The sequence below is a fragment of the Nocardioides proteolyticus genome, from assembly GCF_051280635.3.
GTDB lineage: Bacteria > Actinomycetota > Actinomycetes > Propionibacteriales > Nocardioidaceae > Nocardioides.
Genome location: NZ_JBNBPO030000001.1, coordinates 196,600 through 222,014, shown reverse-complemented (window position 1 = coordinate 222,014; position 25,415 = coordinate 196,600). Strand labels below are relative to the sequence as shown.

The 25,415-nt window shown below is 75.0% G+C and carries 20 protein-coding genes; 19 read left to right on the top strand and 1 reads right to left on the bottom strand.

Annotated features, from left to right (window positions below; translation table 11 throughout):
- Positions 1 to 8: 8 nt before the first annotated feature.
- The 14 genes from ACPOLA_RS01080 to ACPOLA_RS01015 are packed head-to-tail and all read left to right on the top strand — an operon-like array spanning position 9 to position 17,566.
- Positions 9 to 1,346, top strand: a complete 1,338-nt coding sequence (locus tag ACPOLA_RS01080) for an AAA family ATPase (protein WP_435768498.1) — start codon at positions 9 to 11, stop codon at positions 1,344 to 1,346.
- Positions 1,343 to 3,496: a glycosyltransferase gene (locus ACPOLA_RS01075; protein ID WP_435768497.1), complete on the top strand. Its 2,154-nt coding sequence runs from the start codon at positions 1,343 to 1,345 to the stop codon at positions 3,494 to 3,496. Before ACPOLA_RS01080 ends, ACPOLA_RS01075 begins: the two co-directional genes overlap by 4 nt.
- Positions 3,487 to 4,833 (top strand): O-antigen ligase family protein, encoded by a 1,347-nt coding sequence (locus ACPOLA_RS01070; protein ID WP_435768496.1) that lies wholly within the window; start codon positions 3,487 to 3,489, stop codon positions 4,831 to 4,833. Before ACPOLA_RS01075 ends, ACPOLA_RS01070 begins: the two co-directional genes overlap by 10 nt.
- The gene (locus ACPOLA_RS01065) at positions 4,833 to 5,393 is read left to right on the top strand and encodes a hypothetical protein (protein WP_435768495.1); all 561 of its coding nucleotides are present in this window, start codon (positions 4,833 to 4,835) and stop codon (positions 5,391 to 5,393) included. The genes ACPOLA_RS01070 and ACPOLA_RS01065 overlap by 1 nt, the downstream gene beginning before the upstream one ends.
- A complete protein-coding gene (locus ACPOLA_RS01060; RefSeq protein WP_435768494.1) occupies positions 5,390 to 6,196 on the top strand; it encodes a polysaccharide deacetylase family protein in 807 nt (268 codons plus the stop codon). The genes ACPOLA_RS01065 and ACPOLA_RS01060 overlap by 4 nt, the downstream gene beginning before the upstream one ends.
- The gene (locus tag ACPOLA_RS01055; protein WP_435768493.1) at positions 6,193 to 7,341 is read left to right on the top strand and encodes a cellulase family glycosylhydrolase; all 1,149 of its coding nucleotides are present in this window, start codon (positions 6,193 to 6,195) and stop codon (positions 7,339 to 7,341) included. Before ACPOLA_RS01060 ends, ACPOLA_RS01055 begins: the two co-directional genes overlap by 4 nt.
- 40 nt (positions 7,342 to 7,381) lie before the next feature.
- Positions 7,382 to 10,204, top strand: coding sequence for an oligosaccharide flippase family protein (locus tag ACPOLA_RS01050; RefSeq protein ID WP_435768492.1), 2,823 nt, complete (start codon positions 7,382 to 7,384; stop codon positions 10,202 to 10,204).
- Positions 10,201 to 11,322 carry a glycosyltransferase family 4 protein gene (locus ACPOLA_RS01045; protein ID WP_435768491.1) on the top strand — a complete coding sequence of 374 codons (1,122 nt, stop codon included), beginning with the start codon at positions 10,201 to 10,203 and terminating at the stop codon, positions 11,320 to 11,322. Before ACPOLA_RS01050 ends, ACPOLA_RS01045 begins: the two co-directional genes overlap by 4 nt.
- Complete coding sequence (locus ACPOLA_RS01040) at positions 11,319 to 12,410, top strand: glycosyltransferase (protein ID WP_435768490.1); 1,092 nt, start codon at positions 11,319 to 11,321, stop codon at positions 12,408 to 12,410. Before ACPOLA_RS01045 ends, ACPOLA_RS01040 begins: the two co-directional genes overlap by 4 nt.
- Positions 12,407 to 13,225 (top strand): hypothetical protein, encoded by an 819-nt coding sequence (locus tag ACPOLA_RS01035; RefSeq protein WP_435768489.1) that lies wholly within the window; start codon positions 12,407 to 12,409, stop codon positions 13,223 to 13,225. Before ACPOLA_RS01040 ends, ACPOLA_RS01035 begins: the two co-directional genes overlap by 4 nt.
- A 1-nt stretch (position 13,226) precedes the next feature.
- Positions 13,227 to 14,231, top strand: a complete 1,005-nt coding sequence (gene galE, locus ACPOLA_RS01030; protein WP_435768488.1) for a UDP-glucose 4-epimerase GalE — start codon at positions 13,227 to 13,229, stop codon at positions 14,229 to 14,231.
- Between the two features lie 4 nt (positions 14,232 to 14,235).
- On the top strand, positions 14,236 to 15,012 hold the full coding sequence (locus ACPOLA_RS01025) for a phosphotransferase (protein ID WP_435768487.1): 777 nt from the start codon (positions 14,236 to 14,238) through the stop codon (positions 15,010 to 15,012).
- On the top strand, positions 15,009 to 16,088 hold the full coding sequence (locus ACPOLA_RS01020; RefSeq protein WP_435768486.1) for a GNAT family N-acetyltransferase: 1,080 nt from the start codon (positions 15,009 to 15,011) through the stop codon (positions 16,086 to 16,088). The genes ACPOLA_RS01025 and ACPOLA_RS01020 overlap by 4 nt, the downstream gene beginning before the upstream one ends.
- Positions 16,085 to 17,566 carry an oligosaccharide flippase family protein gene (locus tag ACPOLA_RS01015; protein ID WP_435768485.1) on the top strand — a complete coding sequence of 494 codons (1,482 nt, stop codon included), beginning with the start codon at positions 16,085 to 16,087 and terminating at the stop codon, positions 17,564 to 17,566. Before ACPOLA_RS01020 ends, ACPOLA_RS01015 begins: the two co-directional genes overlap by 4 nt.
- Here the strand turns inward: ACPOLA_RS01015 and ACPOLA_RS01010 are convergent.
- Positions 17,547 to 18,341, bottom strand: coding sequence for a serine/threonine-protein kinase (locus tag ACPOLA_RS01010; protein WP_435768484.1), 795 nt, complete (start codon positions 18,339 to 18,341; stop codon positions 17,547 to 17,549). The two genes, ACPOLA_RS01015 and ACPOLA_RS01010, sit on opposite strands and share 20 nt — an antisense overlap.
- Positions 18,342 to 18,566: 225 nt before the next feature.
- Between ACPOLA_RS01010 and ACPOLA_RS01005 the strand changes: the two genes are divergently transcribed.
- From ACPOLA_RS01005 to ACPOLA_RS00985, 5 genes are all read left to right on the top strand, one after another.
- The gene (locus ACPOLA_RS01005; RefSeq protein ID WP_435768483.1) at positions 18,567 to 19,166 is read left to right on the top strand and encodes a TetR/AcrR family transcriptional regulator; all 600 of its coding nucleotides are present in this window, start codon (positions 18,567 to 18,569) and stop codon (positions 19,164 to 19,166) included.
- On the top strand, positions 19,166 to 20,905 hold the full coding sequence (locus ACPOLA_RS01000; RefSeq protein WP_435768482.1) for an ABC transporter ATP-binding protein: 1,740 nt from the start codon (positions 19,166 to 19,168) through the stop codon (positions 20,903 to 20,905). Before ACPOLA_RS01005 ends, ACPOLA_RS01000 begins: the two co-directional genes overlap by 1 nt.
- A 26-nt stretch (positions 20,906 to 20,931) precedes the next feature.
- Positions 20,932 to 22,914 carry an ABC transporter ATP-binding protein gene (locus ACPOLA_RS00995; RefSeq protein WP_435768512.1) on the top strand — a complete coding sequence of 661 codons (1,983 nt, stop codon included), beginning with the start codon at positions 20,932 to 20,934 and terminating at the stop codon, positions 22,912 to 22,914.
- A gap of 349 nt (positions 22,915 to 23,263) precedes the next feature.
- Positions 23,264 to 24,958 carry an MDR family MFS transporter gene (locus ACPOLA_RS00990; RefSeq protein ID WP_435768481.1) on the top strand — a complete coding sequence of 565 codons (1,695 nt, stop codon included), beginning with the start codon at positions 23,264 to 23,266 and terminating at the stop codon, positions 24,956 to 24,958.
- On the top strand, positions 24,955 to 25,407 hold the full coding sequence (locus tag ACPOLA_RS00985) for a MarR family winged helix-turn-helix transcriptional regulator (protein ID WP_435768480.1): 453 nt from the start codon (positions 24,955 to 24,957) through the stop codon (positions 25,405 to 25,407). Before ACPOLA_RS00990 ends, ACPOLA_RS00985 begins: the two co-directional genes overlap by 4 nt.
- Positions 25,408 to 25,415: the final 8 nt, after the last annotated feature.

Genomic DNA, 25,415 nt, shown 5'->3' with positions numbered 1-25,415 from the left:
GAACCACGATGTCGACGACAACCCTTGTCCCGGTCGAGCAGACCGATCCGCCGCCGGCCGTGCGCGGGGGCCTCCGCTCCCTGGGCACGCTGCTGTGGCGCCGCCGGTGGACGGTGGTGCTGATCCTGGCGCTCGTCGCCAACGCGATCGCCGCGGGCCTGGTCCTCGCCGACAAGGAGTACACCGCGTCGGCGCGGATCGCGGCGACGCCGCAGCAGGGCATCTCGCCGTCACCGGCGAGCTACGAGGACCTCCTCGGCACCGTCGCCGACGTGGCCGAGTCCCGACCGCTGCTGGACGACGTCGCCGAGCGGATCGACGACCGCTCCGCCGACGAGCTGCTCGACGACGTCGACGGCGAGGTCGTCCCCGACACCGTGATCATCCAGGTGTCGGTCACCGACACCGACCCCGAACGCGCCGCCGAGGCGGCCAACCTGATCGTCGAGCTGCTGCCCACCCACGACGCCAGCAGCGGCGCGTTCGACTACCACGTCACCGAGCACGCCGTGGTGCCTGAGCACTTCAGCTCGCCGGACATTCCGATCACGGTGCTGGCCGGCCTGGTCCTGGCCGTGCTCCTGGCGATCGCCGGAGCCGTCGTGGCCGACCGCGTGTTCCGCACGGTGAACGAGCCGGAGGAGATGGGCGAGATCTCCGAGACGGCGGTGCTCGGCGTCGTGCCCCGTCCGGCGGACCCGCACGGGGTCTCCGCGGTCGACTTCTGGTCCGAGGAGTTCCAGGCGGTACGGGCGCTGCGGATCGCCGTCGAGTTCGCCAGTGCCGAGGATCCCACCCGGCTGCTGGTCGTGACCTCGGCGAGCGGGTCGGACCCGTGGGCGGGATGGACCGAGGTCAACCTCGCGGCCGCGCTCGCGGAGGTCGGCCACCGCGTGCTGGTGGTCAACGCCGACCGCGAGGGCGGCCCGGTCCACCCCGCGCTCTCGGCCTCCGGCGAGCCGGGCCTGTACGACGTGCTCACCGGCGAGACCGCGCTCGAGGACGCGGTGCGCGAGGGGCCGGTCGAGATGGTCGACGTGCTGCCGCTCGGCGACGCGCACCTCGCCGCGCCCAGCCTGCTGGAGATGCGGTTCCGCGGCCTCCTGGAGGACACCGAGGACGGCTACGACGTGGTGATCGTGCACGCGGCACCGGTGCCGACCTCGGAGGACGCGCGGATCATGGCGATCCACGGCGCGCTGCTCATGGTGGTGCCCGCCGGGACGGTGCACCCGCGCTTCGTGCGCAGGGCGGCCGAGCACCTCCGGGGCATCCGGCTGCGGGTCCTGGGCAGTGTGTTGATCGGGGTCCGCCGCTCGCGCCGCCCCCGCCGGAGCCGGGCGTGACGAGGTCGGAGCGCGGCGCGATGGCGGCGGCGCGCGCCCGCCCGGCGGCGGCCGACCCGCTGCGGGTGACGGTCGTCCAGCAGGGCGGGGTCCTCGGTGGCGCCGAGCGGTGGCAGCTGCACCTCGCCGACGCCTCCGACCGGCTCGAGGTGCGCGTGCTCGGGCTGGGCGGCGGGCCGACCGCGGCGCAGTGGCGTCGTCGCGGCTGGTCCGTGCGGACCCTGCCCGACCGGCGCACCGCGCTGCAGGTTCTCGCGCTGGCGGCGCGAGCCGTGCCCGAGCTGCGCAGGACGGAGCCCGACGTGGTCGTGGCCCACGGCGTGAAGGCGGCGCTCGTCGCCGCGCCGGCCGCCCGCCTGCTCGGCATCCCCGTCGTGTGGGTGCGCCACGACGCCTCGTTCGCCGGTCGCCCGGTCGCCCTGCTGGACCGGTTGACCGACGGACAGCTGGCCACCAGCCGGTGGCTGCTCGAGGGGCGTGCCGCCCGCAACCCGCTGGTGCTGAACCCGCCCCGGATGCCGGACCCGGTGCCCACCGGGGAGGCGCGGGCGCGGCTCGGGCTGCGCGTCGACGACGGCGATCTCGTGCTCGGGATGGCCGCCCGCCTCGCCCGCAACAAGGGGATCGAGGACGCCGTCCGTGCCCTCGCCGAGCCCGGCGCCGAGCGGTGGGTGCTGGCGGTGGCGGGCATCCACGACCCCAGCGAGCCCGACGAGCAGGACCGGCTGGTCAAGCTGGCCGCCGACCTGGGCGTCGCCGACCGGCTCCGCCTCCTCGGCGAGGTGCCGGACCTCGGCCGCGTCGTCTCCGCCTTCGACGCCGTCGCGGTGCTGACCCGGCCGAGCCCCGACCTCCCGTGGTACCGCGAGGGGTTCGGCATGACCGCCCTGGAGGCGATCACCGGCGGCGTGCCCGTGGTCGCCGTACCCCCGGTGGACGCGCTCGTGGGCGGCGGAGGCGTCGCCGTACCGCCCGAGAGCCCCGCCGCGGTCGCCCGGGTGCTGGCGGCACTGGCGGACGAGCGAACCCGCCGCCGGCTCTCGACCGCCGGGCGCGAGCGGGCGCAGGCCTTCCCGGCCGCCGGAGAGGCCGCCGGGATCCTCGCCGACTTCCTCGGTCGGGCCGCCGACCGGCCGGGCGCCGGGCTGCGGGTCACCACGCCGCCGATGAGCGTGGTGACGACCGTGCTGGACGACGTGGAGGGGCTGACCGACCTGCTGACGGCCATCGTGCCGCAGCTGGCCGACGGCGACGAGCTGGTGGTGGTGGACGGCGGGTCGACCGACGGCACCGCGTCGGTGGCCCGGCGGGCCGCGGAGGCCGACCCCCGGGTGCGGGTCGTGGTCGAGCCCGGCGCCGGCATCTCCCGGGGACGCAACGTCGGCATCGCGCTCGCCCGGCACGACCTGATCGCGTGCACCGACGCGGGCTGCGTGCCCGTCCCGGGCTGGCTCGACGCGATGCGCCGCGCCTGCCATCGCCACCCCGAGGTCGGGCTGTGGACCGGCACCTACCGGGTGCTGGGGGAGAGGCCGTGGGAGCTCGCGCTGGTGGCGGTCGGCTACCCCTCGATCGAGGAGGCCGGGCGCCGGACACCGCTCGTGCGCGCCTACGGGCGGCTGTTCGGGCGGGCCTTCGACGCCTCGATGCCGACCGGCCGCTCGGTGGCGTTCACCCGCAGTGCCTGGCGGGCCGCGGGTGGGTTCCCCGAGCACCTCGCGACGGGGGAGGACGTCCTGTTCGGCCGGCGCGTCGTCGCGGCCGGCCACAGCGCGGGCCTCGTCCGCGACGCGGAGGTCCACTGGGCCCAGCGCCCGACGCTCCGCGCCAACCTCCGCATGCTCCGGCGGTACGGCGAGGGCAGCGGCAACTCGCTCGACGCGCGGCTGATGGGACGCGACCTCGCCCGGGCGGTGGCCTACACCGCCGCCGCGGGCGCCGCGGTCCGCGGCGGGCCGTCGGCCCGGTCGGCGGTGGCCGCCGGCGCCGCTCTCTACCTCTCGCTGCCGCTCGCCCGCGCGCTGCGCGGTCCCCGGCCGCTGGCCACCGCCGCGCTGGTGCCGCCGCTGGCCGTGGCCCGCGACCTGGTGAAGGCCTACGGCGCGCTGAGCGCGGCCGCCCGTCGCCGGGGGAGCACACCGTGCCCCTGACCGCCCGAGCGCAGGCGAGGCCGGCTCGCTCGAGGGCCGCGCAGGTCCTCCCGCTGACGATCGGCCTCGCCGTGGTGCTGCTTCCCTTCGGGGACGTCGCCGTGCCCGCGCTGGGCCTGCGGCTCTCCTACGTCGCGACGGCGGTGCCGGCGTCGATCGCCGTCCTGTTGGTCGTCCGCGACGAGGTGCGGCTGCCCGCCTCGATCGTGCTCCTGGGCTCCGGCCTCGGGCTCGCCGCTGCGGTGGTCTCCACTGCGGGCGGCGTCGACCCCGACCGCTCGATCCCGCTGCTGGTGCTCTCGGTCGTCACGCTGGGCTACGCGCTGGCGATCGCTGTGGCCGGCCAGCACGGGCGGGGCCAGCGCGACCTCGCCGAGCTGCTGGTCGCCGTCGGCGGCGTCGTCGCCGCCATGGCGCTGGTGTCGGCGGGCTCCCTCCGGGCGGCGGAGGCGGGGAACGTGGTCGACGGCCGGCTCACCGGACCGTTCGCGCAGCCCAACGAGCTCGGTGTCTTCTGCGCGGCCCTGCTGCCGCTCGGCGTCGCCTGCGCGGTGACCGCGGCGTCGCGGCGTCGCGGCGTCCTGCTGGCGGGCGCGGTGGGGTGCCTGGCCGCGGCGTGCGTGCTCAGCATGTCGCGCGGGGCGTGGATCGGGGCGCTGGTCGCGCTGGTCGCGCTCGCCGTCTGCGAGCCGCGGACCCGCCGGGCCCTGGCGACGGCGGCCGCCGCGGTCGCGGCGACCTGCCTCGCGGCGCTCGCCGTACCGCCGGACGCGGCGGTGCTCGGGGTGCTCGGGCAGCGGATCCGCAGCCTCGGCGACCCGACCGGCAATCAGTACGACGACCGGCCGCTCACCTGGGCCGAGGCCTGGCGGCAGGCGACCGACCATCCCTGGTTCGGCGTCGGGCCCGGCGGCTTCAACAGCGCTGCCGGCGACTCGGTCAGCACCGTCTCGGCGGACCCGGCCGACCACCCCCACAACCTGCTGCTGACCGTGCTCGCCGACCGCGGTGTCGTCGGCCTGGCGCTCGGCGTCCTGGTCGTCGCCGGCTGCGTCGTCGCCGTACGCCGGCAGCTGCTCGCCGGGCCGCCCGCCGCCGGCCGCGACGGGGCCCGGACCCGCAACGTCGCGGTGGTCGCCGCCCTGACCGCGGTGGCGGTCCACGGCTCCTTCGACATGCCGCTGCGCAACCCGATCGTCGCCGCCCTCGTCTGGACCCTCCTCGGCATGGCCGCCGTGGTGGAGACGTCCGGACCGGACGACGACGACCCCACGACCGTCGGCGACCCGCAGCACGGGGCCGCCGCCCTTCATCGGAACAGGACGAGCCCATGGTGATGACCGCAGGAGAGGCGCAGCAGCAGCGAGAGAGGTGGCGCCACGTGGGACTGCTCGTCATCGGGCTCGGCCTGCTGGTCGCGCTGGGCGTCCAGCTGATCCTGCTGATCCCGACCACCTACACCGCGAGCAGCGCGATCGCACTGCGCCCGCTGACGGCCGAGCAGTCGGCGGACAGCATCGAGATGCAGGCGCACGAGTACGGCGTCCTCCTCGGGGCCAAGGAGACCACCGCGGAGGTCGTCGACGGTCTGCTCCGCTCCGGCAGCCGCCCGGAGGTGACGGTCTCGGCGACCCAGGACACCGGCACCGCGACGATCCGGATCGAGACGGCATCGACCGACCGCGACGCCGCCGTCGACGTCGCCAACGGACTGGCCCGCCGGGCCGAGCAGCTGGGCCGGAGCGACGAGACCGCCAAGGTCGTCGTGGTCGTCGAGGCCGGGACCGCCGGGGTCAGCGCCGACCCGCCGCGCCACCTGTACGTCGCCGCCCTGCTCGCGCTCGCCGCACTGCTGCTGGCCGGCGGCCTCTACCGGATCCGGGAGCGCAGCTCATGAGCAGGCCGCCGGTGCGGGTGCTGATGTATCACGGCGTCGACCGGGTCCCGACGGCCCGGGACCCGCACGGGATGTTCGTGAGTCCCGCTGCGTTCCGCGACCAGGTGGAGCATCTCCTGGAGTCGGGCTTCGTCCCCATCTCCGAGGACGTCTACCTCGCCGGGCTGCGGGGAGCGCCGCTGCCGCCCAAGGCGGTGCTGATCACCTTCGACGACGGCTACGTCGGCGTCGGCGAGCACGCCGCCCCGGTGCTCGCCTCCTTCGGGGTGCCGAGCGTCCTCTACGTCCCGGCGGGCCTGGTCGGTGGCTGGTCGAGCTGGCTCGCCCCCCGCGACCGGCATCCGCTGATGGGCTCCGCCGAGCTCCGGTCGGTGGCCGCGCACGGCATGGCCATCGGCGCGCACGGGCTCGACCACAGCGACCTGACGACCGTGCCGGACGACGAGCTGCGCCGGCAGACCGCCCAGACCCGGCACGGTTTGGAGTCGCTGCTGGACGTGCCGATCCGCTCGTTCGCCTACCCCTACGGCACCCACGACGCCCGGGCCCGGGCCGCCGTGCGCGCCGCCGGCTACGAGGCGGGGTTCGCCGTCCACGACGGCTGCGACGACCTCTCGGTGCCGCGCGTCGACGTCAACGCGTCGGACACGATGCGCACCTTCCGGGTCAAGCTGAGCCGGCTCTACCCGGCCGCGCGTCGGGTGAGTGGCCGCCTCCCCGCCGTACGCCGCGCCGCGCACGACCTGCTCGGCCGCGCCGCGCCGGTGCCCGACGTGCCGGCCGAGCTGGGGGGATCCCGATGAGCCGGGTGCTGGTTCGCGCGACCGTCGTCCTCGCCGTCGCCGCGCTCGGCGTGTGGCTGCTCGGCTCGCGGGTGCCCACCCAGACCGACGCCCTGCCGGACGCCGACCGTACCCGGCCCGCCGCGCAGGAGGAGCGGTCCGACGCATCGGACCGGGAGCCGTCGCGGCGCCGCGCCGACAGCGGGTTGGGCGTGCAGCTCTCGGCGCACCACGGGTCGGACCCGGCACCCGCGCTCGCCGTGATGGACCGCCTCGCCGAGGCCGGCGCCGGCTGGGTCCGGGTCGACGTCGGCTGGGCCACGCTGCAGCCGAGAGGCCCCGGGGCGTTCGACCAGTGGTACGTCGACCTGATCGACGCCGTCCTGGCGGGCGCGCGCGAGCGGGGGCTGCGGGTGATCCTCGACCTGTGGCTCACGCCGCCGTGGGCGTCGGCCACCGGGAGCCTGCACGCACCGCCCGACGACGCGGCCGACTACGCGGCGGCGATCGGCAGGGCCGCGCAGCGCTGGGGCGACGACGTCGCCGCCTGGGAGGTCTGGAACGAGCCCAACTTCGACACCTTCTTCGCCGGTGCCGACCCGGCGACGTACACCCGGCTGCTGTGCGCGGCCTATCCCGCGGTCAAGCGGCACGACGACTCCCCGGTCCTGTTCGGCGGGCTGATGTACAACGACGACGCCTGGCTCGAGGAGGCGTACGCCGCGGGAGCCGGTGACTGCTTCGACGCGCTCGCCACCCATCCCTACGTGGGGCCCAGCGACGCCGCCCCGGACACGCCGTCGGTGGGCGCGGTCTGGCGGCTCACGCACACGCCGGCCGTGCGGGCCGTGATGGAGCGGTGGGGGGACGCCGACAAGCAGATCTGGATCACCGAGCTCGGCTGGTCGTCCGGACCGGACAACCGGGGCAACCCGTGGGACCGCTCGGTGTCCCCGCGCACGCAGGCCCGGTTCCTGGCCCAGGCGGTCGAGCTGGTCCGCGCGGAGTACCCCTACGTCGGACCGATCATCTGGTACCGCGACATCGACGGGCCGACCGACGCCTACCAGGACGGCTTCGGGCTGCTCCACCCCGACCTGCGCGCCAAGCCGGCGATGAGGGCCTTCGCGGCGGCCGCCGCCGGTGAGCGGCGGCCGCGCCGGTGACCGCTGGATCAATGCGCGCCCCCGCGCGCACCAGAGGGGCATGACCATGCTCGCGCCGGACCTGGCGCCCGACCCGGCGCCCGCCGTGCGGTCGCCGGACCGGGGCGTGCGCGCGCCCGAGGAGCCGGCTCCCGTCTCGGGTCCGGTCTCCGGTGCCGGCTGGCTGGCGGTCGGCGCGGTCGTGTCGAAGGCGGCGCAGACCGCGGTCCTCCTCGTCTTCGCCGCCGTGCTGGAGCCTGACGCGTTCGGCGTGATCTCGCTCGGAGCCGTGGTGCTCAACGTGACGACCGTCGTCGCGGGCCTCGGCACCAGCACCGCGCTGGTGCACTTCCGTGGGGACGCCGAGCGGGCGGCGCGCACGGCCGTCACCGTGGCGCTGGCCACCTCGATGGCCCTCGTCGCGCTCGTGTGGCTCGCCACGCCCTGGCTCAGCACGCTGCTGAGCGTGGGGGAGGCCGGCGCGGAGGTGTTCCGCGGCGTCGTCCTCGCCGTGCCGCTGGCCTCCGTCGCCGGCGTGAGCTGCGAGCTGCTGCGCCGGGCCCTGGACTTCCGGCGGCGGGTGCTACCCGACATCGCGGGCAACCTGGTCGGCGCCGTGGTCACCGTGGCCGCACTGGCGTCGGGTGAGGGTGCCTTCTCCCTCGTCTACGGAACCGTCGCCCAGGCGCTGGTGTCCCTGCTGCTGGTGTGGCGGCTCCGGCCGCTGGTCCGCCTCGGCTGGTCGCGCCGCGACGCGGCCACGCTGCTGTCGTACGGCGTCAGCCTCGCCGGCAGCGGGCTGCTCGCGCTGCTCGTGCTCAACGTCGACTACCTCCTCATCGCCAACCGGCTCGGCGTCCACGACGTGGGCGTCTACTCGATGGCCTTCCGGATCGCCTACCTGCCCTACCTGCTGATCGCGATGGTGATCGGCGGCGCGGTGTTCGCACACCTGTGCCGGATGCGTGGGGACGCGCTGTGGCGGTCGGTCGTCGACGCGGCGGTGGTGCTGCACGCGGTGGTGGTGCCGGCGTACGTCGCCGTGCTCGTCCTGGCGCCGCAGCTGCAGCTCCTCGGCGAGCAGTGGTCGGCCGCGGTCCCGGCGCTGCGGTGGCTCGCCGGCTACGGCCTGGTGCTGAGCGCGTTGGAGCTCCTCCTCGTCGCGCTCAGGTCGGTGGGCCGGACCTCCGACGTCCTCGGCCTGGGCGCCCTGCACGTCGGCGTCCTCCTCGTCCTCCTGGTGCGCTACGTCGACAGCGGGGTCACCGCGGTGGCCGCGGCCCAGCTGGCGGCGGGGCTGGTGACGCTGGTCGCCGCCGTGCTGGTGGTCGGCCGCCGGGTGCCGCCCGCGCTGTGGGCGCGGCTGGTCCGCACCCTGGCGCGTCGGCTGGCCCCCGTCGCCGCCGCGGCGGTGGTCATGGCCGCGAGCGCCCTGGCGCTGCTGCGCCTGCCGGTCCTGCCGCCGGTGTCGATGGTCACGCTCGCCGTCGTCGGAGTCGCGGCGACCGTCGCCTACGCGGCCACGCTCCTGTTCCTGGACCGCAGCCTGGTCCCGGCCGACCGGGCCACTTTCGACTGGGCCCGTACCGACTGGGCCGGTCGGGCCGCGGTGACGGCGGCGGCGATCGCGGCCGGCCTCGGCGGCGCGACCGCCGCGGTGCTGGCGCCCCGCGCGACCCTGGTCGCGGTCGTGGCCGCGGCCGCCGTGGCGATCGCCGTGGCGCGGATCGAGTGGGCCGCCCTCGCCCTCGTCGCCGTCGAGCCGTTCGGCGACCTCCTGCGCGAGGTCCACCCGGGCGCGGTGAAGGCGGTGGGCGCGCTCCTGTTCTTCTCCTGGCTGGTGCGGCTGGCGCACCAGCCGCGGGTCGCGCTCCGGCACCCGGGCGTGTACGCCGTCGGCGCCCTCGCCCTCACCGTGCTCGGCTCGTTCGTGGCGCGCGGAGCGGATCCGCGGGCGGGCCTCGACCACGCGGTCAGCTATGCGTCGTACGCCCTGGTCGTGGTGGTGCTCGTCGACACCGTGCGGCGGGCCCGGCCGGACCCGGTGACCTTCGCGACGCGGCTGGCCCTGGTGTTCGCGGCGTCCGGCACCGCCGCGGCCGCGGTCGGGCTGCTGGGCTTCCTCGGCCGGGGCGGCCGAGCGTCCGGACCGCTCGCGGACCCCAACGACCTGGCGTTCTTCCTGGTCGCGGCACTGGCGCTGTTGCTGGTCGCCCGACGTCGGCTGCCCGTCCTCGTGCTCGCCGCGGCCGGCGGCGTGCTGGTGGTCGGCACGCTCGCCACGTTCTCCCGCGGAGCCGTGATCGCTCTCGTCGTGATGGCCGCGGTCGCCGTCGTCCTCGGCGCGCTCCGGGCCACGGTGGCCCTCGCCGTGGCGGCGGTCGCCGTGGCCGCCGTCGGCGCCCTGTGGCTGACCCACGCGGACGTCGTCACGCGCAGCCTCGCGGAGAAGGAGCACGTCGCCGCCGCCAACGTGGACCTGCGGCTCACCACGGTGTCGATGGCGGCGGCGATGACCACCGACCGCCCGCTGCTGGGCCAGGGCCCGGGCGGGTTCGCCGCGGCCCGCGGGGAGTTCGTGCCCGCGGGCGTCGTGTCCGTCGACCAGACGGTCGCCCACCAGATGTACCTCGACGTGAGCGCCGAGCTGGGCATCGTGGGCCTGGTCGCGTTCCTCGCCGTCCTCGGCTACGGCGTCCGCGGGGCCGCCCGCGCCCGCCGCCGCCCCCAGTTGCGGTGGCTCGGCGACGCCGTGCTGGTCGGCTTCGCCGGCACCCTGGTGGCCGCCTGCTTCCTCAGCGAGCAGTTCTACCTGCCGGTCTGGCTGCTGGCGGCCCTCGGCATCGCCCTCGACCCGGCCCGTCCGCGGGCCGAGGCGGGGTGAGCGGCGTGCGGGTGCTCCAGCTGCTGACCCAGACGCGCGGCGGACCGGTCGACCACGCGGTCGAGGTGGCCGTCGAGCTCGCCCGACAGGGCCACGACAGCCATCTGGCCGGGCCGCCGGGCGAGCACCTGACGGTCGCGGCGGGGTCCGGTGTGCGGACCCACCGGGTCGCGGTCCGCAGCAGGCACGACCTGGCCGGCGCCCGCGCCGCCGCCGGCGTCGTCGGCCGGGTCGCGCCGGACGTCCTGCACCTGCAGGACCGCCGGGCCGGCCTGGTCGGCCGGCTGCTCGCGGCGCGGCAGGGCAGGCCGTCGGTCTACACGCTGCACGGCGTGCCCGACCAGCTGGCCGCACTGGTCCCGGGCAACCTCGAGGTCGCCGCTCGGCGGCGGGGCGACCGCTGGGCCTACCTGCGGCTGGAGCGGCTGCTCGCCGCGACTCCCCGGTCGGCCGTGGTGACGCCGTGCGCGGCGCTGGCCGGCTACGCCCGCGACCACGTCCGCGTCCCGGCGGACCGCGTCCACGCCGTGCCCAACGGGGTGGGGCCCTCCTGGCTCCGCGAGCCCCCGACGACCACCGCATCGGAGACTCCGACGGTCCGCGTCGTCTGGCTGGGCGTGATGCAGCCGGTCAAGCGGGTGCCCGACCTGGTGCGCGCGGCGGCGCTGGTGCCGGAGGTGGAGCTGGTGCTGGTCGGCGACGGACCGGAGCGGCCGCGCATCGAGGCCGCGGCCGCCGCAGCCGGCAGCAGCGCCCGCGTGCGGCTCACCGGCCACTGCGCCGATCCGGCGCCGCACCTGCGTGCGGGCGACGTGTTCGTGCTGCCCTCCGCGGCGGAGGCGTGCCCGATGGCGCTGCTGCAGGCGATGGCGTGCGGCCTGCCCGTCGTGGCCACGCGGGTCGGTGGCGTGCCCGAGATCGTCCGCCACGGCCGCGACGGTCTTCTCGTCCCGCCCGGCTCACCGGCCGACCTGGCGGCCGCGCTGGCGCTGCTGGCCGGCCGGCCAGCCCTGCGACACCGCCTCGGGGCCGCCGGTCGGGCACGGGTGGCCACCGAGTTCGGGATCGAGCACACCGTCAGGTCGCTGCTCGAGATCTACGCGGGAGTGGCCGGATGAGGGTGCAGATGGTCATCGCCGAGCTGGGTGTCGGCGGCGCCGAGGTGGTCGCGGTGACGCTGGCCGCCGCGGCCGTGGCGGACGGCCACCGCGTCGCGGTCGCGAGCACGCCCGGCCACCGCGTCGCGGAGCTGCGCTCGGCGGGCGTCGGACACCTGCCCGTCCCGCTCGCCGGTCGCGGACCGCGCGCCCTGGCGGCTGCGGTGCGACGGCTGCGGGCGGTCGACCGGCCCGACCTGGTGCACGCGCACAACCCGAAGGCCACGCTCGTCGCCCGTCTGGCCTTCGGCCGACAGGTCCCGGTGCTCACCACGCTGCACGGCGTCCCGGTTGCGGAGCTCCCGCGGGCGGCCCGGCTGCTGCGCCGGGCCGCCGACCGCGTCGTCGCCGTCTCGCCCCACCTCGCCGAGCAGCTGGTCGGCGCCGGATTCCCGGAGTCGCGGATCGAGGTGGTGCCCAACGCGGTGCCGCCGCCCGACTGCTGCGACCGTGAGAGCGCCCGGGCCGACCTCGGCCTGCCGCGGCACGCGGTCGTGGGTCTCTGCCTCGCCCGGATGGTGGACCAGAAGCGCCACGACCTGCTCCTCGAGGCCTGGCGGCACCTCGACGGGCGCGCGCTGCTGCTGTTGGCCGGCGACGGCCCCAACCGGCCCCGGATCGACGCTGCCGTCGCGCGGCACGGCCTCGCAGGCGTCGTACGACGGCTGGGGGAGCGGTCCGACGTCGGCCGGCTGCTGGCGGCCAGCGACTTCCTCGTGCTGCCCACCGACTGGGAGGGGTTGCCGATCGCCGTGCTGGAGGCGATGGCGGCCGGCCTCCCGGTGGTGGCGTCCCGCGTCGCCGGGGTCGACGAGCACTTCGGCGACGCGGCACTGCTCGTCGCCCCCGGCTCTGCCCCTGCGCTGCTAGCGGCCCTCCGCGACGTGGTCGGCAGCGCCGAGCTGCGCGCACTGCTCGCCGAGCGCGGTCGCGCGCTGGTGGCGGAGCGCTTCGGCAGCCGGCTGATGGTCGACCGCTACCGAGAGCTCTACGTCCGCGTCGCCGCCCGCGCCGACGCGCCCCACGTCACCGCAGGAGGAACCCGATGAGTCCCTGGAGCGACAACCGGCGTCGTCGCTGGCCCGTCTACGCCGGACTCGCGCTGATCGTCCTGGGCATCGTGGCCGGCTACCTGCTGATGACGGGCGCCGACGGGGACGGCGGAGCCGGCCGAAGCCCGGCCACCCCCGCCGTGAGCGCCTCGCCCGATGGCCCGGCCCAGGAGGTCGAGACGCCGGACCCGACGGACCCCGACGACGCGGGGTCCGTGCCGATCCTCGAGGTGGTGTCGTGGGGACGGGCCAGCGGCCAGCTGGCGGTCGAGGTGCGCAACCGGTCGACGGAGGTCATCGAGGAGCTGCGCGTGCGGATCACCGCCCTCGACGAGTCGGGCGCCACCGTCGTGTCCACGACCGGGTCCGAGCGCGACGTCTGCTGCACCGTCGTCGGACTGCCGCCGGGCAGGAGCTTCGGGCTGTTCGCGGAGCTGGGACCGTCGGCCCGTGACGTCGCCGCCGTCGAGGTCGAGCCCGTGTCCGCGGAGCCGGCGGAGCGTGCGGTGCCGCGGGTGGCGGTGCGGCGCCCGCGGCTGGAGCGGCGCGCCGACGACACCGTGGTCGTGGCCCGGCTGGCCGCCCGCGGCCGGGCGCCGGTCCGCTACGTGGCCGTCCAGGCGTTCCTCGCAGGTCCGGACGGCCGGGTGAGCCAGGTGATCTCCGGGCGGTTCTGCCTCGGCGCCGACCGCACCGGAGAGGTCCGGCTCCACCTGTTCCACCCCGTGCCCCGGTCCCTGCGCCTGGACCGCGTGGTCGCCTACGCGCTGCCTCCCGGCGTACGCCCCCACGTGCCGTGGAGGTGTCGCTGACATGGACGTCCTCGTCACCGGCGGTGCCGGTTACATCGGCAGCACCGTCGTGTCCGCCCTCGGTGACGCCGGCCACCGCCCCGTCGTGCTCGACGACCTGTCGACCGGGCGGCGGGAGTTCCTCCGCGGCCACACCGCGTACGTCGGCGACGTGGCGGACCGCCGGCTCCTCCGCCGCATCGTCGCCGAGCACCCGGGGATCAGCGCAGTGGTGCACTGCGCGGCCCGCGTGGTGGTGCCGGAGTCGGTGGCCGCGCCCGCCGGCTACTACCGCACCAACGTCGTCGGCACGCTGTCCCTGGTCGAGACGCTTCTCGACTGCGGGGTGACCGACGTCGTGTTCAGCGGCTCGGCGTCCATCTACGAGCCCGGACCCGACCTGACCGTCGACGAGTCCGCACCCTGGAACCCCACCAGCCCCTACGCCCGCACGAAGGCTGTGGCCGAGCGGATGCTCGCCGACGTCGCTGCGGCGACGGAGCTGCGGGTGCTCTCGCTGCGCTACTTCAACCCGGTCGGCGTCGACCCGCTGCTGCGCACGGGTCTCCCGGCCAGCAGCCCCAGCCACGCGCTCGGTGCCCTCGTGCGCGCCCACCGCACCGGCACGCCGTTCACGATCACCGGCGTGGACTACCCGACGGTCGACGGCACCGGCATCCGCGACTACGTCCACGTGTGGGACCTCGCGCGCGCCCACGTCGCGGCCGTCGAGGACCTCGACCGCGCGCTCGACGGCGCACCGTCCGCGGCGATCGACCTGGGCACCGGTCGGGGCACCACCGTCCGCCAGCTGGTCGCCACGTTCGAGGACGTCACCGGACGCCGGGTGCCGGTGGTGGAGGCGCCGCGGCGCCCGGGGGACTCCGTCGGGGCCTACACCCGCAGCGAGCGGGCCGGTCGGCTGCTGGGCTGGCGGCCCGAGCTCGACCTGGCGGACGGGGTCGAGCACACCCTGGCGTGGTTCGACCGGCGCTCACGGGTCCTCGTCGACCTGGCGGCGGGGTGAGCCGGTGAGCGAGCTGAGGAGCTATCGACGGGACCCCGAGCTGGTCGTCTACGAGGCCGAGGAGCCGGGCGACGTGCTGCGGATCCGCAGGGAGGTCGAGGGCCGCGCCTGGGCGACGCGCCACGGGATCCCGACGGCCGAGACGGTCGCGAAGGACGCCGCCGACCGATGGCTCGTGAGCCGTCGTGTCCACGAGGACCCGGCGGAGTCGGCGCAGTACGTCGCCGCGGCCCTCGAGATGTCGCACCGGATCCAGCGGCTGCCGCATCCGCGGTTCACGACCCGGGGCGCGACCTGGCGCGCCCCGCGTCGTACGGTCCCGACCCGGGTGGCCCGCCTGGTGCGGGCCGGCATCGACCCGCGGACCCTGACCGCTGCGCGCACCGCGTTCGAGGCGCTGCCCCATGACGTCACCAGCCACAACGACTACCACCGGGCCAACGTCCTGAACACGAGCGCAGCAGGCCACGTCACCGTCATCGACTGGGAGTTCACCGCCGTCGGGCCGCGCCACCAGGACTTCGTGCGGCTGGTCGTCGACCTGCAGGAGGCGGAGACCGCCCACGCCGCATGGCGCCTGCTCGTGGACTCGGTCGCCGCTCGTCAGCGGCCGGCCCTCGGGGTCCAGCTGCGCTGGCTGGCGCTGCGCACCTACGCCACCGAGGTGACCGTGCCGCCGCGTGAGCTCGACCCCACCAAGGCAGCGCGTCGCCGAGCCCGCTGGCTCGACGCCCGACGATGGGCCGCCGGGCTCGTCCCCGACCCCCAGGAGATCCGATGACCCCCCTGCTCGCGTCCGACGTCGCGCTCGGTGACCGGGCGGTGGCCCGGCTGGCCGAGCTCTCCGAGTTCGTCGACCGGCACAGTGAGGCGTTCTGCACCTCCGCCGCCTGGCTCGACGCCGCCGCACGGCACCTTCCCGCGGAGCCGGTCGTGGTCACGGTCAGCGCGGGTGACGAGCCGGTCGCGGTCGCCGCGCTCGCCGTCGCCGGCCGCCGCGGGGTGCGCCGGGTCGAGCTGCTCGGCGGCGACCTCAACGACTACGGCCAGCTCTTCCACGCCGACCTGCGGGCGGCCGAGGCGCTGGCGGACGCGATCGCGACCTGGCTCGCCGGCCAGCGGCGGTGGTCGCTGTCGCTCGGGCAGCTCGCGGAGGACGCCCCGGTCCTCGCGGCGCTCCTCGGTCGGCTGCCTCACGCCTCGGTGCACGCCGGGCCGCCGATGCCCCGGATCAGCGGGGTGGGCACCGACTACGTCCTGAGCCGCAACCGGCGCAAGAAGCTCAACAACGCCATCAACCGGATCGAGGCCGACGGCCGCGGCTGGGAGACGGTCGTGGTCGAGGACCTGCCCGCGCTCGAGCGGTGGCTGCCTGCGGTCGTGGAGCTGCGCCGCCGCCGCGACCACGCGTCGGGGCGACGCAGCCACCTCGACGACCCGCAGGTGCTGGCGTTCTACGAAGCCGTGGTCCGGAGGCTGGTGGGGGAGGGGCGTGCGAGGATCCATCTGCTCGCCGTGGACGGGCGGGCGGCCGGCTACGGCCTCGCCGTCCTCGACGGCGACACGCACCGGCTCTACGACGGCCGCGTCGCCGAGGACCTGCAGGCCTATCGCGGCGGCGTGGTCTGCGACCTGCTCGCCGTGGCGGCGGCCGCCGAGGACCCGTCGGTCACGACGTTCGACTGGCTCCGGGGGCGGACCGACTCCAAGTTCGGCAATGCGGAGCTGCGCCGGGTCGAGCTGCGTGCCGTGTCGCATGCCGTGGTCACGACGGTCGACGCGTGGGAGTCGGCGGCCCGGCGCCGGGTCAAGGCGGCGCTGCCGGAGGCCGCGGTCCGCCGGCTCGTCGCGCGATGACCGAGGCCGTCGGGCGGCACGACGCGCTGCGTCGTACCGGCGCCACGGTGCTGGCGCTCGGGGTGTCGGAGCTGCTGGGGAAGGTCGCCACCTTCCTGATGTTCCTGCTGATGGCCCGGCTCCTGGGCGTCGCCGAGTTCGGCCTGCTCTCCTTCGGCCTCAGCCTCGGCCTGCTGCTCGCGGTGGTGTCCTCGCTGGACCTCGACTCCCGCGTCGTGCAGCTGGGCAGCGCTCGACCGGACCTGCTCGACCGGTGCTTCGGCGCCCTGGTGGCGATCCGGGCGGTGCTCTCCGCTGCGGTGCTCGGCGTGGCCACGCCGGTGCTGTTCGCCACGATGGGCGCCGACGCCGCCACGACGGTGGTGGTCCTGGTGGCGAGCTGCTTGGTCGACACCTTCACCGACGCCTCCCGGGCCGCCTGTGGCGCGTTGCAGCGGCAGCAGCTCTCCGCGGTGGTGCTCGTGGTGCAGCGGTTCTCCGCGCTGCTGCTCACCGCGGCGGCCCTGCTCAGGACCGGCGAGCCCCTGGCCGGTGCGCTCGGCTACCTCCTCGGCACCACGGTGGGTGCCGTCGGCATGTACGTCGCGGCGCGCCGTGCGGGGGCGCGCCTGCGGGTGCGCGGCAGCGGCCGCGAGGCGCGGCTGGTGCTCGCCGCTGCGCCGGTGATGGGGCTGGGGGCGGTCGCCAGCATGGGGATCTTCCGGCTCGACGCGGCCCTGATCGGGCTGCTGCTCGGCACCACGGCCGTCGGCGTCTACGGTGCCGGCTACCGGGTCTTCGAGTCGGTGCTCTTCGTGAGCTGGACGCTCTCCCGGGCCTACATGCCGGTGGTCGCGAGCCGGCCGGACGACGCCGACCACGTGCGGACGTGGGCGCGACGCGCGTTCGTCGTGGTGTGCGCGGCGTACCTGCCGTTCGGGGCGGTCCTCGCCGTCCGCGGCGACGACCTGGTCGGGCTGCTCTTCGGCGCGGCGTACGCCCACACCGGCGTCGTGCTGGGCCTCGCCGCAGCGCCGGTGCTGTTCGGCATCGCGCACCTCGGCGCCTCCGTGCTCCTCGCCCTGCGCCCCGACCCGGTGGTCCTGCTGGCGGGTGTCGTGGCGCTCGCGACCAACGTGGCGCTGAACCTGTGGCTGATCCCGGTCTGGGGCATCACGGCAGCGGCGGTCACCACCTGCCTGGCCTTCCTCGTCCAGTCGGTCATCCTGGTCACCGCGCTGTCGCGGGTCGCGGGCAGCGTCGTGCCGGGCCGGGCGCTGCTGCCGGTCGTGGCCGCGACGGCGGGTGCGGCCGCGGCCGCGGGCCTCGTCGACCGGACGGTCCCCGCGGTGTGCGCCAGCATGGTCGTCTTCCTGCTCGCCTGGCCGGCAGCGAGCCGGGTGCTCGACCCGGCCGGCTTCGCCCTCGCGCGGAGCGCGGCGCGCGCGACCCTTCGCCGCCGGCCCGCCGAGGACCTGCTCAGCCGAGCCGCGGCGTAGCGTCGTACGCCGGCGCTCCCTCGGCCGGGACGCCGGTCTCGACCGGCTGCTCCGGCTGGCGGTTGGCCGCGTAGAGCGCCCCCAGCGCCACGAGCGCCAGGATCGCCGCGACCATGGCCAGCGTCTGCCGGCGGTCCGCTCCCATCGGGCCGCTGCGCCTGCGGCGTCGCCGCCCGCGCCGCCCGCTGCGGCGGCGCCGCTCCCGGTCCAGCCCGGGCAGCTCTCCGGCCCCCGACAGCGGCTCGAACCGCGGCACGTCGTGCGGGGGCGCCACCATCGTGCGGAACTCGTCCTCGGCACCGCGGCCGGCCGGCCCGGTCTCCACCCTCTCCACCGTCTCCACCGGCGGCTCGGCCACCTGCTGGACCGGCCCGGGGTCCGCGGCGGTCGCGGACTCGACGGGTGCCGGCTTGGCGGGTGCCGGCTCGGCGGGCCGCCGCGTCGGCCAGGCCGCGGCGGGCACGGTCTCCAGCACGATGAGCAGGGCCTGCCGGGTCGGCCTGCGCTCCTCGGGACCGACGATCGCCCGGTTGAGCACCTCGGCCACGAACGGCGGGAAGCCGGGCAGCGCCTCCGCCGGCGGCACGGGCTCCCCGGAGCCGGGGTCGACGCCGGTCAGCGCGTGGTAGGCCAGCCGCCCGAGCTCCTCCACGTCCCTGGTCTCCGCCCGCTTCAGCAGCGCCACCGCCTGGTCCGCGGGCAGCGGCTCAGGCGCGGCCGCCTCGATCAGCGCCTCCAGCGCGGCGCGCGCGTCAACATCGGCCCCCATGGTCATGCCCCGATCCTGCCGCCGCGCCGCCGTCCGCGTGACCCTTTTCCCGCGAGTTGGGGTTTCCGCCCGCCGAGTTGTGCCTTGCGCCCGCCGAGTTGTGGTCTCCGGCCCAGCTCGCCGGGCGGAAGCCCCAAGTCGCGGGGCGGAACCCCCAAGTCGCGGGGCGGAAACCCCAAGTCGGCGGAAAGGGAGTTGTGAGTGAGTACTCACTCACTTAGGGTGGGCGGCATGTCCCCCCGTGCCGCGCCGCTGTCCCCGGAGGAGCGCCGGGAGGCGCTGATCGCAGCGACCCGGCCGCTGCTCTACGAGCACGGACGGGCGGTGACGACCCGGCTGATCGCGGAGGCGGCGGGGGTCGCGGAGGGCACCATCTTCCGGGTCTTCGCGTCCAAGGAGGAGCTCGTCGACGCGACCCTGGCCCGCTGCTTCGACCCGGTCGAGTTCCTCCGCCGGCTCGACGAGATCGACAGCGCGCTGCCGCTCGAGCAGCGGCTGCTGGCCATGGCGTCGATCCTCCAGCAGCGCTTCCTGGCGATCTTCGGGCTGATGCGCGCCATGGGCCTGGTCGCGCCGCCGGAGCAGCTTCGCGACCACCCCGGCCTGCAGCACTCCCTGGGCGAGGCGAACGCCCGGATGGTCGCCCTCATCGAGCCCGACGCCGCGCGACTCGCCGTGTCTCCCGAGCGTGTGATGCACCTGCTCCGGCTGCTCACCTTCTCCGGGTCCCACCAGGAGATCGCCGACGGCCGCCTGCTCACCCCCGCCGAGATCGTCGACGTGCTGCTCCACGGCGTCGTACGGCAGGACCCGTCCGGGAAGGACCGCTGATGCTGCTCCGCCTGCTGCGCGGCTACCTCGCGCCGTACCGCGGGTGGTTGACCGCCATCGTGCTGCTGCAGGTCACCGCGACGGTCGCGATGCTCTACCTGCCGAGCCTCAACGCCGACATCATCGACAACGGCATCGCTCGCGGCGACACCGGCTACATCGTCCGGATCGGCGGGGTGATGCTCGCCGTGGCGCTCGTGCAGGGCGCCTGCTCGATGACGGCGGCGTGGTTCGGCGGCCAGGCCGCGATGGCCTTCGGCCGCGACCTCCGGCAGGCGCTGTTCAAGCGGATCGGCAGCTTCTCCGCCCGTGAGGTCTCCCGGTTCGGCGCGCCCTCGCTGATCACCCGCGCCACCAACGACGTCCAGCAGGTCCAGATGCTGGCGATGATGACCTGCCTGATGGCGGTCACGATCCCGATCATGATGGTCGGCGGGGTGGTGATGGCGATGCGGGAGGACCTCGGCCTCTCCTGGATCGTCGTCGCCGTGGTGCCGGTGCTGTTCGCCTGCATCGGGGTGATCGTGTCGCGGATGGTGCCGGCGTTCCGGTCGGTGCAGACCCGGCTCGACGACGTCAACCGGGTCCTCCGCGAGCAGATCACCGGCATCCGGGTGGTGCGGGCCTTCGTCCGCGAGCCGCACGAGGTACGACGCTTCGCCGCCGCCAACGACGACCTGACCGAGGTGGCGGTCCGTGCCGGACGCTGGATGGCGGCGATGTTCCCGGTCGTGATGGGCGTCGCGAACGTCGCGAGCGTCGGGGTGATCTGGTTCGGCGGCCAGCGCGTCGACAGCGGCGAGATGGAGGTCGGCGCGCTCACCGCGTTCCTCGCCTACCTGATGCAGATCCTGATGTCGGTGATGATGGGCACGTTCATGCTGATGATGGTCCCGCGGGCCGCCGTGAGCGCCGACCGGGTCGGCGAGGTGCTCGAGACCTCCTCGTCGGTGGTGCCGCCGGCCGCGCCGGTGACGCACGTCGACGTCGCGGGTCACCTCGACTTCGACGGCGTGGGCCTGACCTACCCCGGCGCGGAGGCGCCGGTGCTGTCCGACGTGACGTTCAGCGCTCGGCCGGGACAGACGGTCGCCGTGATCGGCTCGACGGGCGCCGGCAAGACGACGCTGGTCAACCTGGTGCCCCGGCTGCTCGACGCCTCCCGCGGTGCGGTCCGGGTCGACGGCGTCGACGTGCGTGACCTCGACCCCGAGCTGCTCTGGTCCCGGATCGGGCTGGTGCCGCAGCGGGCGTTCCTGTTCTCCGGCACCGTCGCGTCCAACCTCCGCTACGGCCGGCCGGACGCGACCGACGCCGAGCTCTGGGAGGCCCTGGAGATCGCCCAGGCGGCCGACTTCGTGCGGGCGATGCCGCAGCAGCTGGAGACCCCCGTCGCCCAGGGCGGTACGACGGTCTCCGGCGGCCAGCGGCAGCGGCTCGCCATCGCCCGCGCCCTGGTCAGGCGCCCGGAGATCTATCTGTTCGACGACGCGTTCTCCGCGCTCGACGTCGCGACGGACGCGCGGCTGCGCGGCGCCCTGGCGCCGGTGACGCGCGACGCCACGGTCCTGGTCGTCGCCCAGCGGATCGCCACGATCCGCGACGCCGACCTGATCCTGGTGCTCGAGGACGGCCGGGTCATCGGTCGCGGGACCCACGACGAGCTGGTGGCCGACAACCCGACCTACCAGGAGATCGCCGCGTCGCAGGGCATCACGCTGGAGGGGGTCGCGTCGTGACCGGGTCAAAGCAGGCGCCGCAGCAGATGCGACAGACCGAGCGCGTCGTCCAGGGGCCGGGCCCCGGACGTGGCCCGATGGGCGGCGGGATGGTGGGGCAGAAGGCCGACGACTTCGGCGGCTCCGCCCGGCGGCTGCTCGCCCTCCTGCGACCGGCGCGCGGCCGTGCCGTCGCCGTCCTGCTCCTCGGCATCGGCTCCGTCGCGTCCGTCGCCGTCGGCCCGTGGCTGCTGGGCAAGGCGACCGACATCGTGTTCGAGGGGTTCATCGGCGGCCGGCTGCCTGAGGGTGCCACCAAGGAGCAGGTGGTCGCGGCGGCAGAGGCCCGCGGCGACGACCAGTACGCCGAGTTCCTCCGCGGCCTCGACGTGGTGCCGGGACAGGGTGTCGACTTCGGCGCGGTCGCCGACGTGCTCCTGCTGGCGCTGGCGATCTACGTCGGCGGGCAGGTCCTCGGCTGGCTGCAGGGCTGGCTCGTCAACGACATCGTCCAGCACACCGTCCGGCGGATGCGCTCCGACGTCGAGGAGAAGGTGCACCGGCTCCCGCTGGGCTACTTCGACCGGCAGCCCCGCGGCGAGCTGCTCAGCCGCGTCACCAACGACATCGACAACGTCGCCCAGAACCTGCAGCAGACGATGAGCCAGTTGCTCACCTCGCTGCTGATGGTGGTCGGCGTGCTGGGCATGATGTTCTGGATCTCGCCGCTGCTCGCGCTGATCGCCCTGGTCTCGGTGCCGCTCGCGATGTGGACCACCGGCCGGATCATGAAGCACTCGCAGCGGCAGTTCATCAGCCAGTGGCGGCAGACGGGCCGGCTCAACGCCCACATCGAGGAGACGATCTCGGGGCACGCCCTGGTGACCGTCTTCGGCCGCCGACGGGCGGTGGAGGCCGAGTTCGACGGGTCCAACGACGAGCTCTACCAGTCGTCGTACCGCGCCCAGTTCATCAGCGGTCTGGTGATGCCGGTGATGATGCTGATCGGCAACCTCAACTACGTCGTGATCGCCGTCGTGGGGGCACTGCGGGTGACCAGCGGCGCGCTCACCATCGGCGAGGTGCAGGCGTTCGTGCAGTACACGCGGATGTTCACCCAGCCGATCACCCAGATCGCGTCGATGGCCAACCTGCTGCAGTCGGGGGTCGCCTCCGCCGAGCGGGTCTTCGAGCTGCTCGACGCCGAGGAGGAGGTCGACCCGGCGGAGACCAGGCCGGCCGGGACCTCCCCGGTGGCGAACGGAGCGGCCAGCGGCGCGGGGGAGGTCACGTTCGAGCAGGTCTCGTTCTCCTACGACGCCGACGTGCCGCTGATCGAGGACCTCTCGCTGGTCGCCGCGCCCGGCCAGATGGTGGCGATCGTCGGACCGACCGGGGCGGGCAAGACCACGCTCGTCAACCTCGTGATGCGGTTCTACGAGCTGCGCGCGGGCCGGATCACCCTCGACGGCGTCGACATCACCCGGATGCCCCGTGCCGAGCTGCGCAGCCGGGTCGGCATGGTGCTCCAGGACACCTGGCTGTTCGAGGGGACGATCCGCGACAACATCGCCTACGGCCGGCCGGGCGCGACCGAGGAGGAGATCCGCGAGGCCGCCCGGGCGACGTACGTCGACCGCTTCGTGCACTCCTTGCCCGACGGCTACGACACCCGGCTCGACGACGAGGGCGCCAACCTCTCCGCCGGCGAACGGCAGCTGATCACCATCGCCCGGGCGTTCCTCGCGCAACCGGCGCTGCTGATCCTCGACGAGGCGACGTCGTCGGTCGACACCCGCACCGAGCTGCTCCTGCAGAAGGCGATGGCCGCGCTGCGCACCGACCGGACGTCGTTCGTCATCGCCCACCGGCTCTCCACGATCCGCGACGCCGATCTGATCCTCGTCATGGAGGACGGCCGGATCGTGGAGCAGGGCTCGCACGCCGAGCTGCTCGAGCGGGACGGCGCGTTCGCGCGGTTGCACCGCGCGCAGTTCGCCGCCGCGGGAAATGCCGTTGTGCGGCCTTGACCGGCGACCTACCGTTGTCGCACACGGGAAAGGAGGTGGTCCGAAGAATGATTTCTTTCAGGACGCGTGAGGTGGCTGTCCGCTAGCAGCCCGCCGTTTCGAGCCGGACCCCTTTCACCGGTGTCTGAGCTCAGGACGATCGCGGCTGCGTGCGAATACAACGCAGTCACCCGGCCCGCAGGTGACCCCGGCCCGTCCACCGGGGGAGGTCTTCCGACCACACCTGCGGGCTGCCGCATTTCTCGGGGTGCGCTTCCCCGTGGCGACGGAAGGTTGCTGATCACAACCAATCCAGCTTATGGTTGATGTCGGCAACCAACCCTCGTGAGGAAGCGGGACCACCCTCCGCATGACATCGACCCCCACCAGCGCGCCCGGTCAGATGAGCCACCGGGAGATCCTGGAGGCGCTCACCGGCCTCCTTCTCGCGATGTTCGTCGCGATGCTGTCCAGCACCGTGGTGAGCAACGCGCTCCCGCGGATCGTGACCGATCTCGAGGGCAGCCAGACCGGCTACACCTGGGTCGTGGTCGCGACCCTGCTCACGATGACCGCCACCACGCCGATCTGGGGCAAGCTCGCCGACCTGTTCAGCAAGAAGCTGCTGGTCCAGGTCGCCCTGGTCATCTTCAGTCTCGGCTCGATCGCCGCGGGCCTGGCCGGCAGCATGGGCTTCCTGATCGGCGCCCGCGCCTTCCAGGGCCTCGGGGTGGGCGGCCTGACGGCGCTGGTCCAGGTGGTGATCGCCTCGATGGTCCCTCCGCGCGAGCGCGGTCGCTACAGCGGCTACATCGGGGCGGTCTTCGCCTCGGCGACGGTGAGCGGGCCGCTCCTCGGCGGTCTCATCGTGGACAGCCCGCTCGGGTGGCGCGGCTGCTTCTTCGTGATGCTGCCCGTGGCGCTGCTGGCGTTCGTCACGCTGCAGAAGACCCTCCACCTGCCGGTGGTACGCCGACCGGTGAAGATCGACTACGCCGGCGCGACCCTGATCATGGCCGGCATCAGCCTCGTGCTCGTGTGGGTCAGCCTCGCCGGGCAGAGCTTCGACTGGGTCTCCCGCACCTCGGTCCTCCTCGTCGGCGGCGGGCTCCTCCTGGTCGCCCTCGCCGTGCTCGTCGAGGCACGGGTCGCCGCGGAGCCGGTGATCCCGCTCCGGCTCTTCCGCGACCGGACCCTGTCGCTGGCCACCGCGGCGTCGGTGCTGATCGGGGTCGCCATGTTCGGGGCGACGGTCTATCTCAGCCAGTACTTCCAGCTCGCCCGCGGGATGAGCCCCACCGAGGCCGGACTGATGTCGGTGGCGATGGTCGGCGGCTTGCTGGTCTCCAGCATCACCAGTGGCCGGGTGATCACCCGCACCGGCGTCTGGAAGCGGTGGCTGGTGGGTGGGATGGTGCTCGTGACGGGCGGCTTCGCCCTCCTCGGCACCATCGACGCCCACACGCCCCTGGTCGTGGTGGGCGGCTACATGGCGCTGGTGGGCGTCGGCCTCGGCGCGACCATGCAGAACCTGGTCCTCGCCGTGCAGAACACCAGCGCTCCCGCCGACCTGGGCGCCTCGAGCTCGGTCGTCGCCTTCTTCCGGTCGATCGGCGGCTCGGTCGGCGTGTCGGCCCTCGGGGCCGTGCTCGCCCACGACGTGGCCGACAACGTCGGCGCCGGCGTCCGCCGGCTGGCCGCGTCCGGACGGGTCACGCCCGAGCAGCTGGCCGAGATGGAGCACTCCACCGGCGACATCCCCGACCTCGCGGCGCTGCCCGACCCGATCCGGGCCCTCTACGAGAACGCGTTCGGCGACGCCGTCGGCCACATCTTCCTGCTCACCGTGCCCTTCGCGCTGCTGGCCTTCGTCGCGATCCTGTTCATCAAGGAGGTGCCGCTGCGCACGTCCTTCGAGCCGACCGTCGCGGAGTCGGAGGTCGAGGCCGGGCTGGTCTCGGGCGGTGAGCCCCTGGACTACCCCGCGTACGACATCGACGCCGACGAGGCCGACCGGGGCGGGACGCCCGCGGAAGGCTCCGCAGGCCGGAGGGCCGACCGATGACCGCGCGGGCCGAGATGGTGGCGCGGATCGAGACCGAGGTCGGCGTCCTGGTCCGGCGGGTCCGCCGGGTGATCCGCGAGCGCGCGGAGGCCGTCCACCCGGACCTGCAGCCGGCGTCGTACCTGCTGCTCGGCTACGTCCGCGACCACGGGCCGGTCCGCGCGTCGGTGATCGGCGTGGTCTTCGGCATCGACAAGGGAGCGATCAGCCGGCACACCCAGCACCTGATCGATCTCGGGCTGGTCGACCGGGCCCCCGACCCCGAGGACGGTCGGGCCACCCTGCTCACGGTCAGCGAGGAGGGGGAGCGGCGGATCGAGGCGGTCGCGGAGATGCGGCGCCGGGCGCTCGACGAGCGGCTCGGCGACTGGTCGGCCGAGGAGCTGGGCGAGTTCGCCGCGATGCTCCGCCGCTACAACGACGCGCTCAGCCCGCCGACCGACCGCTGAGCCCGGCG